At 70.3% G+C, this 15505-nt stretch carries 11 protein-coding genes; 8 read left to right on the forward strand and 3 right to left on the reverse strand.

The features are described 5' to 3' along the window. Positions 1-273 precede the first annotated feature (273 nt). Positions 274-1470: a lactate racemase domain-containing protein gene (locus TsocGM_RS08040; protein WP_126724790.1), complete on the reverse strand. Its 1197-nt coding sequence runs from the start codon at positions 1468-1470 to the stop codon at positions 274-276. Positions 1471-1836: 366 nt separating this feature from the next. On the opposite strand from TsocGM_RS08040, the gene TsocGM_RS08045 reads away from it, so the two are divergent. The 8 genes from TsocGM_RS08045 (at position 1837) to TsocGM_RS08080 (ending at position 12998) form a co-directional block, all read left to right on the forward strand. Continuing rightward, entirely contained in the window at positions 1837-3036 is a 1200-nt protein-coding gene (locus TsocGM_RS08045; RefSeq protein WP_233578577.1) for a formylglycine-generating enzyme family protein, read from the forward strand. 367 nt (positions 3037-3403) lie between these two features. Beyond that, positions 3404-4942, forward strand: coding sequence for a sulfatase family protein (locus TsocGM_RS08050; RefSeq protein ID WP_126724791.1), 1539 nt, complete (start codon positions 3404-3406; stop codon positions 4940-4942). 64 nt (positions 4943-5006) lie between these two features. Continuing rightward, positions 5007-5600: an HdeD family acid-resistance protein gene (locus TsocGM_RS08055; protein ID WP_126724792.1), complete on the forward strand. Its 594-nt coding sequence runs from the start codon at positions 5007-5009 to the stop codon at positions 5598-5600. A gap of 92 nt (positions 5601-5692) precedes the next feature. Then, a complete protein-coding gene (locus tag TsocGM_RS08060; RefSeq protein ID WP_126724793.1) occupies positions 5693-7180 on the forward strand; it encodes a sulfatase in 1488 nt (495 codons plus the stop codon). A 130-nt stretch (positions 7181-7310) separates the two neighbouring features. Next, the gene (locus TsocGM_RS08065) at positions 7311-8714 is read left to right on the forward strand and encodes a sulfatase family protein (protein WP_126724794.1); all 1404 of its coding nucleotides are present in this window, start codon (positions 7311-7313) and stop codon (positions 8712-8714) included. Positions 8715-8777: 63 nt separating this feature from the next. Continuing rightward, positions 8778-10193, forward strand: coding sequence for a sulfatase family protein (locus tag TsocGM_RS08070; protein ID WP_126724795.1), 1416 nt, complete (start codon positions 8778-8780; stop codon positions 10191-10193). Positions 10194-10263: 70 nt separating this feature from the next. Next, the gene (locus tag TsocGM_RS08075; protein ID WP_126724796.1) at positions 10264-11871 is read left to right on the forward strand and encodes a N,N-dimethylformamidase beta subunit family domain-containing protein; all 1608 of its coding nucleotides are present in this window, start codon (positions 10264-10266) and stop codon (positions 11869-11871) included. Positions 11872-11882: 11 nt separating this feature from the next. Next, the gene (locus TsocGM_RS08080; RefSeq protein WP_126724797.1) at positions 11883-12998 is read left to right on the forward strand and encodes a mandelate racemase/muconate lactonizing enzyme family protein; all 1116 of its coding nucleotides are present in this window, start codon (positions 11883-11885) and stop codon (positions 12996-12998) included. Between the two features lie 48 nt (positions 12999-13046). On the opposite strand, the gene TsocGM_RS08085 is transcribed toward TsocGM_RS08080, so the two are convergent. Together TsocGM_RS08085 and TsocGM_RS08090 are read right to left on the reverse strand one after the other, a co-directional pair. Further along, the gene (locus TsocGM_RS08085) at positions 13047-14000 is read right to left on the reverse strand and encodes a sugar phosphate isomerase/epimerase family protein (RefSeq protein ID WP_126724798.1); all 954 of its coding nucleotides are present in this window, start codon (positions 13998-14000) and stop codon (positions 13047-13049) included. Then, positions 13997-15505, reverse strand: a complete 1509-nt coding sequence (locus tag TsocGM_RS08090; protein ID WP_233578580.1) for a N,N-dimethylformamidase beta subunit family domain-containing protein — start codon at positions 15503-15505, stop codon at positions 13997-13999. Before TsocGM_RS08090 ends, TsocGM_RS08085 begins: the two co-directional genes overlap by 4 nt.

Consider the following 15505-nt stretch of genomic DNA (forward strand, 5'->3'; position numbering starts at 1 on the left):
AATGCGGATGGCAGAGGGCAGAAGGCTGAATGCGGATGGCAGAGGGCAGAAGGCTGAATGCGGATGGCAGAGGGCAGAAGGCTGAATGCGGATGGCAGAGGGCAGAAGGCAGAAGCGGATGGCGGATGGACTGGGATCATCACGCGAGGTCGACCCGGGAGGCAGCTCAACGGGCAGGGGCGAACGGCAGGGGCTGGTTCCGGGCCTCGATCGGGGTCGATTCGGCATTCAACAGGATGAAACCTGACGGCCCGGCGGTGCTGGGGATTCGACTCAGGCCCGGCGGGCCCCGGCCCTCGTCCGGTCGGCCCGGCTGACGACGAGGCAGGAGGGGCTGACCGAGGCCAGCCGGCGGGCCTCCTCGGGGGAGCCGAGGGCGATCATCGAGAGGTCGTCGACCGTGTCGTCGTCCAGGGCGCTGAGCAGGTAGATATCGGCCCAGGCCAGGGCGTCGGCGACGGCAAGCGCGGCGGGGAAGTCGGGCGCCCCTTCGAGGCCCCGGAGGGCCTTCGCCCCCCCCCGGGCGGGGTCGTCGAGCCCGGAGAGCCGGGAGAGGGCCGGGCCGAGCGGCCCTCCGGCCCGGGAGAGCAGGGCGATCTTCCCCCCGCGCCGGACCAGCCCCGCCGCCGTGGCCAGGCCGGCGGCCAGGTCGTCCAGCGAGGTCGGCCGCCCCGGATCGCCGACGCCGGCGATCACCAGGTCGGCCCGATCCTCGGGGCGGAAGGTCCAGGCCCCCTCGATCGCCCGGATCCCCTCCTCCCGCACCGCCCCCGCCTCGCCCGCCACCACCCCGGCCGCTCCCGACCGGCCCGGCAGCACGCCGACGTGGAAGAGGCTGCCGAGCAGCCACGAGACCTCCGCCGACTCCTCCAGCACGCTCCCCCTCCGGCCGACCCCGGCGGGGGACTTCCGCTCGCTGGCCTGAGTCTCGGCGTTGCTCAGCCCCGGGAACAGGGTACTCCAGGGCCCCCGGTACCCGAGGACCGTGTCGAACCCGAGCACCCCCACGGAGACGACCACATCCGCCTCGATCAGCTCCCGGTTCAGGTAGATCCGCCGGCCCCCTCCGGTGCTGGCCAGGTAGGCCATCGCCATCGGGTCGGCCGCTCCCGGATCGTGCTCGCCCAGGGGGACGGACGCCGGCCAGTCGTCCCGCTGCGAGGCGGGGATCGGCCCCAGGCCGACCGCCCGGATCGATTCCACCCCCGCCCCCGAGAGCACCCCGGCCAGCGTGGCCACCACCCGGGCCAGCTCGGGCACCTCCGAGTCGACCGCCAGCACGACCCGGTCCCCCGGCACGACGTTCTGCGCCAGGGGAGGAAACCCCCTCGGCCCGTCCAGCTCGCGCCGGAGCCGGTCGAGGAACGCCCCGACCTCCATCGGCTCCGGCCCCTCCCAGGAGCCGACGAGCCGGTCGTCGGGCACGTCCAGTTCGAGTCGATCGTCCCGGAAAGCCACCGAGACCCGCATGGTTGGTCCTCTTCGGCCGTCGAATCCCACCTCATCGTAGGAGCGGGAGGGAGCCGCTTCAAGGAAGGCGGCGCCTCCTCGAGCGACGACAAGACGAGCCTGACCCGATCCGGGGCCTCGGCGGAGCGATCACCAAAGCACTCGCGAGCCGAGCAAGGCCGGCGACCCCGATCGGTCCCCCCGGTCCTCTCCCGGTTTGCTTCCGGTTCGCCGATCGTCGCGGCCCGGCCCTCTGGCCCTCTGGCCCTCTGGCTCTCTGGCCCTCTGGCCCTCTTCCCTGCTGGTCGCGGGCCCCCGTCCCTTTTACACTGAGGCGTTGAGGCGTTCCCCCTCGACCGTCGCACCGCACATCACCGAGAGGCACCCGTGTCGAAGCCATCGAAGACCAGAGGGGTCGCTCCCGCCCGCTCGGCCGACGGCCGGGCCGCCTTCTGGATCGTCCCGCTCGCCGCGGCCGTACTCGGAGCCGCCGCCCTTTGGTTCTCCCGAGGGGAGGCCGAGGAGTCCGAGTCCGAGTCCGAGTCCGACCGGACCCGAACCCAGGCCGCCGCCCTCGCTCCCTCCGCCTCCGATCGCGACACCCCCCCCGCGCCCAAGGCGTCGAACTCAGCCGCCTCCCACCAGATCAACGACCTCACTCCCCCCGGCCCTCCCCCCGACGAGGGGATGGTCTGGATCCCCGGCGGCACCTACTGGATGGGCAGCGACGACCCCCAGTTCCCCGACGCCCAGCCGGTCCACCTCGTCACCGTCGACGGCTTCTGGATGGACCGCACCGAGGTCACCAACGCGCAGTTCCAGGAATTCGTCGACGCCACCGGCTACAAGACCGTCGCCGAGCGGCCGATCAACCCCGCCGACTACCCCGGCGTCGCCCCCGAGAACCTCTCCCCCGGCTCGATCGTCTTCAACCCGCCCGACCACCCGGTCTCCCTCGACAACCACCTCCAGTGGTGGGCCTGGAAACCCGGCGCCAACTGGAGGCACCCCGAGGGGCCCGGCTCGTCGATCGCCGACCGGATGGACCACCCCGTCGTCCATATCTGCTTCGAGGACGCCGTCGCCTATGCCGAGTGGGCGGGCAAGCGCCTGCCGACCGAGGCCGAGTGGGAGTTCGCCGCCCGAGGGGGGCTCGACCGCGCCACCTACTCCTGGGGGAACGAACGCCACCCCGACGGCCAGCCCATGGTCAACAACTGGCAGGGGCCCTTCCCCACCGGCGACACCGGCGAGGACGGCTTCGTCGGCATCGCCCCCGTCGCCCAGTTCCCCCCCAACGGCTTCGGCCTCTTCGACATGGCCGGCAACGTCTGGGAATGGTGCGCCGACTGGTACCGCCCCGACTACTATCGCTCCAGTCCCCAGGACAACCCCACCGGCCCCTCCGACTCGTTCGACCCCGCCGAGCCCGGCATCCCCAAGCGCGTCCAGCGCGGGGGCTCGTTCCTGTGCAGCGACCTCTACTGCGTCCGCTATCGCGTCGGCAGCCGAGGCAAGGGGGCCGTCGACAGCGGCAGCCAGCACATCGGCTTCCGCTGCGTCGCCGACCCGGCCCCGGCCGGCTGACGCTCCCGGGCCAAGGCGGGCGAGGGGGTCCCGACGCGACCCGGCACCGCGTCTCCTGGCCCCGACGGCGGCTCATCCCCGAGGACTCGATGGGCCAGAAGAGCCAGGAGAGCGAGGGGCCGATCCGGGTCGCTCCCGGCTCCCCGAGGCCCAGCCCCTAGGACCTCTCCCACCGACGAGGAGACGGCCGGCCCGAGATCGCTCGACCCGAGCCCGTCGCCCAGGGGAAACGCCGAGGCCCCCCGGCGACGGGTGGCCTTCTCGCGATCGGTCCCCGATAATGGGCCCCGTCGCCCGGCCGCCGAGGCCGGCCGGGCCCTCCTCCTCCGGATCATCCCCCTGTTCGACCGCAGCGAGGATCCGCCCGATGACGGCCCGAACCGCGCTCTCGACGCTGCTCCTCATGCTGGCCCTGGCCCCCGCCTCCCGGGCCCGGCCGGACGGCCTGGACCTGCCCCGGATCGGGAACGCGAGGCCGCGCAACGTCGTGTTCATCCTCTCCGATGACCACCGCTTCGACGCGATGGGCTTCCTGGGCCACCCCTTCCTGAAGACCCCGAACATGGACCGCATGGCCCGGGAAGGCGTGCACCTGAAGAACGCGTTCGTGACCACCTCGCTCTGCTCCCCCAGCCGAGCGTCGATCCTCACCGGCCGCTACGCGCACAACCACAAGGTCGTCGACAACAACAACCCCGTCCCCCCCGGCACCGTCTTCTTCCCCCAGTACCTCCAGGCCGCCGGCTACGACACGGCCTTCATCGGCAAGTGGCACATGGGGGGAGACTCCGACGCCCCCCGCCCCGGCTTCGACCGCTGGGTCAGCTTCCGGGGGCAGGGGACCTACCTCCCCGGCCGCAACGGCCTGAACGTCGACGGCACCCCCGTCCCCCAGAAGGGGTACATCACCGACGAGCTGACCGACTACGCCGTCGCGTGGCTCGAGGCCCGGCCCGACGACACCCCCTTCTTCCTCTACCTCTCCCACAAGGGAGTCCACGCCGAGTTCGAGCCCGCCGATCGCCACAAGGGGACCTACGACCACGCCGAGTTCACCCCCCCGGCCACCATGGACCCCGACTTCGAGGGGTTCCAGGACCGCCCCCTGTGGGCCCAGAACCAGCGCAACAGCTGGCACGGCGTCGAGTTCCCCTACCACAGCACGCTCGACGTCGCCGAGTTCTACAAGGACTACTGCGAGACGCTCCTCGGCGTCGACGAAAGCATCGGCCGCGTCCTCGACACGCTCCAGTCCAAGGGCGTCCTCGACGACACCCTGGTCATCTACATGGGCGACAACGGCTTCGGCTTCGGCGAGCACGGGCTGATCGACAAGCGCGTCGCCTACGAATGGTCGATGCGCGTTCCGATGCTCATGCGATGCCCCGATCTCTTCGCGCCGGGCACCACGGTCGAGCAGGTCGTCGCCAACATCGACATCGCCCCCACCATCCTCGAGGCCGCCGGCCTCGCCGCCCCCGAGCACATGGACGGCCGCTCCTTCCTCCAGCTCGCCGCCGGCGAGGAGGTCCAATGGCGCGACGCCCTCCTCTATGAATACTACTGGGAGCGCAACTTCCCCCACACTCCCACACTCTTCGCCCTGCGCACCGACCGCTACAAGTTCGTCCGCCCCCACGGGCTCTGGGACCTCGACGAGCTGTACGATCTCCAGGCCGACCCGATGGAGGCCAGGAACCTCGTCTTCAGCCCCGAGCACCAGGAGATCCTCCAGCAGCTCAAGCGCCGGCTCTTCGAGATGCTGACCGAGACCGGCGGGATGACCATCCCGCTCTACCCCGACCGCGGCGGCTCCCAGAACCTCCGCAACGCGGACGGCTCCCCCGCCGCTGAGTTCCCCGACTCCCTCCTGCGCCGGGTTCCCCCCAACCAGGGGCGTCCTTGAGAGGGAGGAGCCTACGCGGCGACGAAACCCGTCCCGATTCATCGAACAACCCCGGAGCCTTCTGATGACCGCATTTCCCACCTCCTCCTCCTTGCTGGGCGAGGCCGTCCGCCGGGAATTGGGCCGGATCCGCAGAACCTGGATCTGGTTCCTCATCTTGGGAATCGGCACCATCGCGCTTGGCTTGCTGATCATCGCCACTCCCTGGCTTGGCTCGCTGGCGGCGGTCTGGATGATCAGCCTCCTGTTGGTCGCCAGCGGGATCCTCCAGTTCGTTGGCGCGTTCTCGACCAAAGGCTGGGGCGGCTTCTTCCTGTCGGTGCTCGCCGGCGTCTTGTATGTCGCGTTGGGAATTCTGATCGTCGATCGGCCGATCACGGCTCTCGCGGTCCTCACGATCGTCATCGCCCTCTCGTTGATCATTGGCGGGTTGCTCCGGATCATCCTCGCGGCGAGCGAGCGGTTCTACGGCTGGGGCTGGATGGTCCTCAACGGTGCGATTTCGCTGCTGCTCGGCGTGTTGATCTGGCAGCAATTGCCCGCCTCGGCCTTCTGGGTCATCGGTCTGTTCCTGGGAATCGAGATGCTCTTCAACGGACTGTTCTGGGTCATGCTCGCGCTGGGGCTGAAGAGCCTGCCCACCCCGGAGTCACCCTGACGCCTCGGCCGACAGACGATCGCCATCGCACTGGCGATCCGGCCGCCGCCACCGCCACCGCCACCGCCACCGCCACCGCCGGAGGAGACCCGATGACGCGATTGGCGATCGTCCTGGCATGCTGCCTCGGCCTGACGCTGCCGGGGACGCCCTCCTCGGCGTCCTCGGAGCGGCCGAACGTCCTCTTCATCGCCCTCGATGACCTCAACGACTGGGTCGGCGTCCTCGGCGGCCACCCCCAGGCGAAGACGCCGAACCTCGACCGCCTCGCCGCCCGGGGGACCCTCTTCACCAACGCCCACTGCCAGGCGCCGCTCTGCAACCCCTCCCGCACCAGCCTGCTCACCGGCCTCCGCCCCTCCACCACCGGCATCTACGGCCTCGCTCCCTGGTTCCGCACCGTCGAGGACCTCGCCGACGTCGTCACCCTCCCCCAGCACTTCCGGGAGCACGGCTACACCGCCCTCTCGACCGGCAAGGTCTATCACGGCGGCTATCCTCCCGGCCCCGACCGCCCCCGAGAGTTCGACTCCTACGGCCCCCCCAGCGGCGTCGGCGCCCGGCCCGACGAGAAGCTCATCGGCCCCACCCCCGGCGGCAACAACCCCCTGATGGACTGGGGCACCTTCCCCCACCGAGACGAGGACAAGGGGGACTACCAGGTCGCCAGCTGGGCCGTCGAGCAGCTTCACTCCCTGCCCGACGACCGCCCCTTCTTCCTCGCCGCCGGCTTCTTCCTGCCGCACGTCCCCTGCTACTCCTCGCCACGCTGGTTCGACCTGCACCCGGACGACACCCTGATCCTGCCCCGAGTCTTCCACGGCGACCGGCTCGATACCCCCGAGTTCTCCTGGTACCTCCACTGGTACCTGCCCGAGCCCCGCCTCTCCTGGCTGGAATCGAGCGGCACCTGGCGGTCGCTGGTCCGGTCCTACCTCGCCTGCACCAGCTTCGTGGACGCCCAGGTCGGCCGGGTCCTCGACGCCCTGGAGTCCTCCGGCCACCTCGACGACACGATCGTCGTCCTCTGGTCCGACCACGGCTACCACCTCGGCGAGAAGGAGATCAGCGGCAAGAACACCCTCTGGGAGCCCTCCACCCGAGTCCCTCTCATCTTCGCCGGCCCCGGCATCCCCGCCGGCCAGGCCTGCGACCGCCCCGTCGAGCTGCTCGACCTCTTCCCCACCCTCATCGACCTCTGCCGGCTCCCCGACCGCCCCGGCCTCCCACTCGAAGGCCACAGCCTCGCCCCCCTGATCGCCGACCCGACCGCCGATCGCCCCTGGCCCGCCATCACCACCCACAACCAGGGCAACCACGGCATCCGCACCGACCGCTGGCGCTACATCCGATACGCCGACGGCTCCGAGGAGCTCTACGACCTCGAGGTCGACCCCGAGGAATGGACCAACCTCGCCCTCGACCCCTCCTTCGAGCCCGTCCTCGCCGAACACCGCCGCTGGCTCCCCGAGGTCGACGTCCCCCCCGCCCCGGACAGCCGCCACCGGGTCCTCACCTTCGACGGCAAGACCGCCGTCTGGGAAGGCAAGCCCATCGACCCCGCCGAGGCGATGCGCTGAGCCTGCCGGCGGTCGCCTCGAACCAGTTGGGCCGAGGACTCCGCCGCCCCCCCTCAATGACCGTCCCGTTCGCCTCGCCCGACGCTCCCGTCTCCCGAGGCGTCCACCGGATCAGCCCTCGGAGTCTCCCATGACGCTCGCCGCGACCCGCTCCGCCCTGCTCCTCTGCCTGGCGATCTCCCCGCCGCCTCAGGATCGGGACCGCCCGCCGAACGTGGTCATCATCTTCACCGACGACCAGGGCTACGCCGACGTCGGCGTCTTCGGCGCGAAGGGCTTCACCACCCCGAACCTCGACCGGATGGCCGCCGAGGGCCGCCTCTTCACCGACTTCTACGCCGCCCAGGCCGTCTGCTCCGCCTCCCGGACCGCCCTGCTGACCGGCTGCTATCCCAACCGAGTCGGCATCCTCGGCGCCCTTGGGCCGAACTCGAAGATCGGCATCAACGACGACGAGACGACGATCGCCGAGATGCTCAAGCCCCTCGGCTACGCCACCGCCATCTTCGGCAAGTGGCACCTCGGCGACTCCCCGAAGTTCCTCCCCACCCGACACGGCTTCGACCGCTACTTCGGCCTGCCCTACTCGAACGACATGTGGCCGAAGCACCCCACCAACCCCAACGCCTACCCGCCGCTGCCCCTCATCGACGGCGAGGAGATCGTCCAGACGAACCCCGACCAGCGGAACCTCACGACCTGGTACACCGAGCGCGCCGTCTCCTTCATCGATGAGAACGCGGATCGGCCCTTCTTTCTCTACGTCCCCCACAGCATGCCCCACGTCCCCCTTTTCGTCTCCGACAAATTCGCCGGCAAGTCGGAGCAGGGGATGTACGGCGACGTGATCATGGAGATCGACTGGTCCGTCGGCCAGATCCTCGAGGCCCTCCGCCGCAACGGGCTGGACGAGGAGACGCTCGTCGTCTTCACGTCCGACAACGGCCCCTGGCTCTCCTACGGCGACCACGCCGGCTCCGCCGGCCCCCTCCGCGAAGGCAAGGGGACCACGTTCGACGGCGGCCAGCGCGAGCCCACCCTCATGCGATGGCCCGGCCGCATCCCCGCCGGCACCTCCTGCTCCGAGCCGGCCATGACGATCGACCTGCTCCCCACCATCGCCGCCATCACCGGCGCCCCCCTTCCGGAACTCCCCATTGACGGCCTCGACATCTCCCCGCTCCTCTTCGGAGAAGACGGCGCCGAGTCCCCCCACGACGCCCTCTACTTCTACTGGGGCCGAGAACTCCAGGCCGTCCGCTCCGGCCGCTGGAAGCTCCACTTCCCGCATTCGTACCGCAGCCTGGAGGGTGAAGGAGGCACCGGAGGCCGCCCCGCCCCCTACGTCCAGCGCGAGACCGGGCTCGCCCTCTTCGACCTCCGAACCGACGTCGGCGAGACGACCGACGTGAAGGAGCAACACCCCGAAATCGTCGCCCGCCTCCAGCGGCTCGCCGACCGCGCCCGGGACGATCTCGGCGACTCCCGCACCGGCCAGGACGGCTCCGGCGTCCGCCCTCCCGGCCGCTTGTGAGTTGCATCGCCGAGGCCGCCAAGTCATCCTCGGGGGCATCTCCGTCCCCGAGGAGGCCTTCCGATGACCCGACTGGCGACCGCCCTCGCCCTGCTCGCCCTGATCCCGACCGCGGCCCACGCCGGCGCCGGGAAGGACGACCGCCCTCGGCCTCCCAGCATCGTCGTCTTCCTCGCCGACGACGTTTCCGCCGGCGATTTCGGCTGCTACGGCCACCCCACCATCCGCACGCCGAACATCGACGCCCTCGCCGCCGGCGGCCTCCGCTTCGACAACGCCTTCCTCACCACCTCCTCGTGCAGCCCGACCCGCATCAGCGTACTCACCGGGAAGTACCCGCACGCCACCGGGGCCGAAGACCTGCACATGACGCTCCCCGATCATCAGGTGTTCGTCTCCTCGATGCTGAGGAGAGCCGGCTACCACACCGGCCACATGCTCAAGACCCACTACGGCCCCGCCGGCAATGCGCAGTTCGACTGGTACGGCAAGGCCGTCGACCAGTTCCCCTGCTTCCTCGACGAGGCCGGCGACCGCCCCTTCTTCCTCTGGGTCGGCTTCACCGACGCCCATCGCCCGTACCAGGAAGGGGCCATCGCCAATCCCCACACCGCCGACGACGCCGTCGTTCCCCCCTTCCTCGCCGACACCCCCGAGACCCGGGCCGACCTCGCCCTCTACTACGACGAGATCGCCCGCATGGACGGCGACATCGGCCGCATGGTCGCCGAGCTGAAAGCCCGAGGCCGCTTCGACGACACCCTCGTCATCTTCTTCGCCGACAACGGCATGCCCTTCCCCCGAGCCAAGGGCACCCTCTACGACTCCGGCATCGCCACCCCACTGATCGCCTCCTGGCCCGATCGCATCCCCCCCGGCTCGACCCACTCCGGCCTCGCCAGCGTCATCGACCTCGCCCCCACCTTCCTCGACATCGCCGGCCTCCGATCCCCCGCCGACCTGCAGGGCCGCAGCATGCTCCCCGTCCTCGACGACCCGGCCCTCCCCGGCCTCGACGCCGTCTTCAGCGAGCGCAACTGGCACAACTGCGACGAGCACATGCGCAGCATCCGAACCGAACAGTACAAGCTCATCCGCAACGCCTACCTCGACCTCCCCCTCGGCAACCCCTCCGACGTCAGCAGTTGCCCCTCCTGGGACGCCCTCCTCGAACTGAAGGCCCGGGGCGCCCTTTCCCCCTCCCAGGCCCAGCTCTTCCAGGCTCCCCGCCCGCCGGTCGAGCTCTACGACGTCCAGGCCGACCCCGCCGAGTTCGTCAACCTCGCCTCCCTTCCCGAGTACGCCGCCGTCGTCGCCGAACTCTCCGGGCGCCTCGACGACTGGATCGCCGCGACCGGCGACTTCCCTCCCCGCTACCGCCGCCGAGCCGACAACTGCGACCGCCTCTCCGGCGAGAAGTTCACCTCCGAGATCGCCCCCATGACCGACCCCCTCCCTCCCGGCTTCGGCCGCCGCTGACCCAACCGACTGACCCGGCCGGCCGCCCCGATCGGCCGCTCCGCCTCTCCTCCCCGGAGCTCCCTCCCCCATGCTCATCGGCTTCGTCAGCGACGAGCGCTACGTCGCCCTGCCCGGCGTCTCGCTCGAGTTCCTCGGCCCTTCCGGTTCCGTCTCCTCCCGGTCCCGGGCCGACGGCTCCGTCCACGCCGCCCTCGTGCCCGGCCCCTACGTCGTCACCCTCGCCGCCTCCGGCTTCGGCGCCAAGCGCGTCCTCCTGGACGTTCCCCCGGGCCGCCCCCACCACTTCCGCCTCCTGTCCGACCGGCTCCTGGGCTACGCCTGGCCGAAGTGGGTCCGCTCCGGCGAGGAGTCCGAGTTCCGCGTCCACGCTCCCGAGCCCTACCGCCTGGACCTCTGGCGGTACGGCCTCCAGGTCGAACACGTCCGCAACCTCGGCTGGCACGACGAGCACGGCCCCCGCGCCACCGCCCAGATCACCCCCGACGGCGACTACTCTCAGACGGGGGTCCGCTGGAACAGCGTCGGCTACCCGAGCCGGGTCCACCGGCAATTCGTCGCCGGGCCCGAGCGGTCGGGGCTCTATTACTTCCTCGCGAGCACGCGATCGGGGCTCCGATTCGGGTTCCCCTGGGTCGTCGCCCCGGCCCGGCCGACGGCGCCGGTCGCCTACCTCGCCGGCACAATCACCTGGAACGCCTACAACAACTTCGGCGGCCGGAGCAACTACATCAGCCCCGACCGGCTCCCCTCCGAGCCCACCGTCAACGCCCGCCAGGAACTCCGCCGCTACACCGACCCGAACTTCGTCACCTACGACGCCGACTCCTACGCCCCGCTCTCCTTCGACCGCCCCGACCCGAACACCGACATTGATCCCGACGAGCGGGCGACCGACCCCATCCAGGGCCGCGCCGCGTGCCACCTCGCCCCGGCCGAGTGGCGAATCCTCGCCTGGCTCGAACGGGAGGGGGTTCCCCACGACGTCTACGCCGAGAACCAGCTCCACGACGGCACCCTCGACCTCGACTCCTACCGCGTCCTCGTCCTCGGCCCCCACCCCGAGTACTGGACGAAGGTCATGTATGATCGCGTGAACGACTGGGTCGAGCACCGAGGAGGCCGGCTCCTCTACCTCGGCGGCAACGGGATCGACTGCGAGGTCTCGCTGCCGACCCCCGACGCGATGATCGTCCACAACGGCCGGGAATCCCTCGTCTACCCCCAGGGTTTCGAGAGCCGGTTCCACCGGAGCACCGGCGTCTCCCAGGCCGAGCTGCTCGGCGTCGCCTTCTCCTACGCCGGCATCATGACCGCCGCCCCCTTCCGAGTGCTCGACGCCCGCCACTGGGCCTTCGCCGGCACCGGGCTGCAGGACGGCGACCGCTTCGGCACCCGCAGCCTGCACATGCGCTGCGAAGGCGGAGCCTCCGGCCACGAAACCGACAAGGTTACGCCCCATTCTCCTCCCGACGTCGTCGTGCTCGCCCGAGGCGAGAACCCTGACGAGGGCGGAGCCCATCTCGCTCTGCGAGCCACTGCCTCCGGCGGCGCCGTCTTCGCCGCCGGCTCGATCACCTTCCCGGCGTGCCTGCTCGTCGACGAAACCGTCTCGACGCTGACCGCCAACATCCTCCGCCGGTTCCTCGACGAGGGGCCGGTCTCGACCCGACCGTAACGGACCCTCGCATGAAGATCGCCCGCCTCGAAGCCATCCCCGTCTCCGTCCCCCTCAAGGCCGGCCTCACCACCCGAACGGCCCACGGCGACCACGTCACCTCCGACTACGCGATCGTCCGCGTCCACTCGGATGACGGCCTGGTCGGTCTCGGCGAGGCCACCGTCTCCGCCATCTGGAGCGGCGAGACGAACCGATCGACCGTCTTCGCCGTCGAGCAAGTGCTGGCCCCCGCGCTTGTCGGCCAGGATCCGACCCGGATCCACGCCTGCCGATTCGCGATGGACCGCGCCCTGAAGAACAATCCCTTCACCAAGGCCGCCGTCGAAATGGCCCTGTGGGACCTTTTCGGCAAGTCGCTCGGGGTCCCCGTCCATCAGCTGCTCGGCGGGAAGCTCCGCGACCGCATCCGCACCAAGATGATGATCGGAGCCTTCGACCCTCCCCAGGCGGTCGCCCTCGCCGAACGCTTCCTCGGCTGGGGAGTCACCTGCCTGAAGGTCAAGGTCGGCCTCGACCCCGACGGCGACGTCTCCCGGGTCCGGGCCGTCCGAGAGGCCGCCGGCCCGGACCTACCCATCACCGTCGACGCCAACTGCGGCTGGGACGTCCCCGCCGCCCGCTCCGCCCTGGAACGCCTCCGCCCCTTCAACCTGCTCGTCGCCGAGCAACCGCTGATGCCCGGCCTCGACGACGCCACCCGGGATCTCCGCCGCATCGGCCTGGCCATCATGGCGGATGAGAGCGTCTGGACCGCCGCCGACGCCCTCCGCGTCTGCTCCGCCCGAGCCGCCGACGTCATCAGCCTCTACCCCGGCAAGAACGGCGGCCTGCTCGCCTCGCTGGAGGTCGCCCACGTCGCCGCCGCCGCCGGCCTGCCCTGCCACATGGGCAGCAACCTGGAGCTCGGCATCGCCAGCGCCGCCATGCTCCACCTCGCCGCCGCTTGCCCCAACATCCAGAGCGACCGCTTCCCCGCCGACATCCTCGGCCCCAACTACCACGAGGCCGACCTGCTCACCACCCCCCTCGACCTCCGCGCCGACTCCGCCCTCGTCCCCGACGCCCCCGGCCTCGGCGTCGAGCTGGACGAGGAGCAACTGAAACGCTTCCGCGCCGATCGCTGACCCCTCGCCCGACCCCTTGGGGCAACGATCGTCCCGGAGCCAAGGCGGTCAGCCGATGCGGGCAAAGGCCCTCCTCATCGCCTCGGCGACCGCCTCGATCGCTTCCTCGTCGTCCATCGCGTTGAGCGTCGCGTTGAACGGCTCGGCCCGGACGGGCCCGTCGTAGCCGATCGCCACCAGGGCCTCCAAGAACGCCTCCACGTCAATCACTCCCGTGCTGGCAGGCAATTCTCTTTGATTATCGATCTGCTCATCCACCGGGATCCCGGCCGGCGCGTCGTTCAAATCACAGGCGACCACATCCTCATTCGAGAGCGAGCGGATCTCATCGGCCGACTCTCCCGCGGTGTACCAGTGCCAGCTATCGAGGACCAGCCCCACGTTCTCGCGGTCGATCGCGGCGATCAGCTCCCTCGCCTCGGCCATCGTATGAACGAACGGGTAGCGGCCCGAGGACCACAGCGTCTTCGGCCCCACGTATTCGAGCCCGAACCGAAGGCCCCGATCCCCCAGCACCGAGGCCACCTCGCGCAGCCTCCGCACATGCTGCTTGAAGTTGGCCAGATACGTCAATTCGTCGCTCCGGGGCATCAGCCAGGTCCCCACCCGGGTCACGCCCGCACGTCTTAGGACGTCAGCGAACCCGGGAAGCGCCGCCATGCCCTCGCGGAACGCCTCGTCGTCCTTCCGGAAGTCGACCGGCAATCCCGAGGCGCCGAACACCAGGCCGTGCTCCCGCATGTGCTCGATCAGCGCGGCCATCCCCTCGTCGTCCAGCGACCCGAGGTCGCCCGCGTCCGGCGCCACCGACTCGAACCCCGCCCTCGAGGCCAGCTCGACCAGCCGGGGGAACGGCAGGTCGACCCCGACCATCCCGGGAACCAGATCCATCGTGAACGTCCGCCCTCCCTGCGGCGAGGGAGCGGCCACGCCCGGGACCCGGCCGGCCAGGGCCGATGCTCCCGAGGCGGCGGCGAGGAACTCGCGGCGACGCATCATCATTGATCTTCCTCCGGTTCGGGATCGCCGATCGCCCGGTCGAGCAGATTCTTCGTGATGCGCTGCACCCTCGGGTCCGGCCCGTGCGGCCGGCTCCAGTGCGACCACGGCAAGACATGCCCCGGCGGCGTCGAGAGCCCCTGGGCCCAGAAGATCGTCGCCGCGTTGAAGACGAAGTTTCCGTTCGGGCCGGGATAGATCGTCGCCGTCCAGCGCTGGGGCCTCACGCCGCCGACCCACGCCGTCCCCCTGGCCACCACTTCCAGGCCCGGGATGTCGGCCGGATCCCCGTGATATTCCCAGCCGACCAGGCCCGGGATACGGTCGCCGGCCTTCACGCCGGTTCCCTCGAAGATCCAGTGGTCCGGCCTTGTGATCACCCAGTCGCCACCGCCGTTGACGGGCTCCACGTTGCGAGCGCCGATTAGCAGCCCTTCATCCGGCCCGCGCTCGGGGAAGGGGCCGTGGTCCCGTTCCCGGTTGACGGCGTAGTCGTTCTCGGCCCCGTATGGCCCTCCCCGGAAGAAGATCCGGTTCGGCCTCCCGTCTGAGCTGGGGGAGTACGGCGACACCCAACACACGCTGTTCCCCGACAGGAACAGCAGGTCCACTCCCGCGTCCCGCATCGCCGACACGCTGCGGAACTGGCGGATATCCCAGTACTCGTCGTGGCCGACGCTGATGAACGCCTTGCACTTCAGTCCCCGATCGGGCGAGAGCATGTCGCTGTTCGAGCAGTACGACACGTCGTACCCCTGCTGCTCCAGCCAGTACGCCAGCGGGAATTCCAGCGGCAGGAACTCCCCTGAGCCGAACGTGAGCGGGTCGTTCACCACGCCCTCGTACTGCGCCTCCCTGCCGTAAGGCCGGTCGAAGCTCACCGCCGCCCACGGGCCCTGCGTTCCCTTCGGATGCGTATACACGGAATCGTCATTCGGCCAGCGGTTGTACGCCTGCCACGTGTTGTCCGAGCACTGAAAGAGGATGTCCGCCGGCCGGTCGTCCCGGACGATGAACACCACGTAGCTCTGCCAGTACGGCTCGTCCTCGTCTCCGGGCACGGTCGTCAGCCGGCCGAGGTAGACGCCGCTGACCCAGTCGTCGGGGATCGTCAGCGTCGTCGACGGCGTCCAGTCGCATTCGTGCAAATTCTTCTCGCCCGGTGTCGGGACGGGCTGGGCCTTGCCCGGCAGCGGGCCGATCGTCGTCATCAGCCGGGCGCCGAGCCCGTCGTAGTAGCCCATCCGGAAGATCTCGATCGTGAATGGCCGAGGAGGGTCGGTCGAGACCATCAGGTCGATCGATTCTCCCGCCGCCACGCTCTGCTTCGAGCAGTATCCCTCGATCCAGGGGGACCGGAAGCCGTCGCCGTCGGGCCGGACCCGAGTGAGCTGCCAGTCCAAGGTGCCGGGCCGGGCGTTCTCCTCTTGGATCACCGACCCGCCCTCGGCCGGGGCCGGGGCCACGGCCAGCAACAGCCCCGCGACCATCATCGTCGACATGCTCAT

Source organism: Tautonia sociabilis, assembly GCF_003977685.1.
In the GTDB taxonomy this organism is placed as follows: domain Bacteria; phylum Planctomycetota; class Planctomycetia; order Isosphaerales; family Isosphaeraceae; genus Tautonia; species Tautonia sociabilis.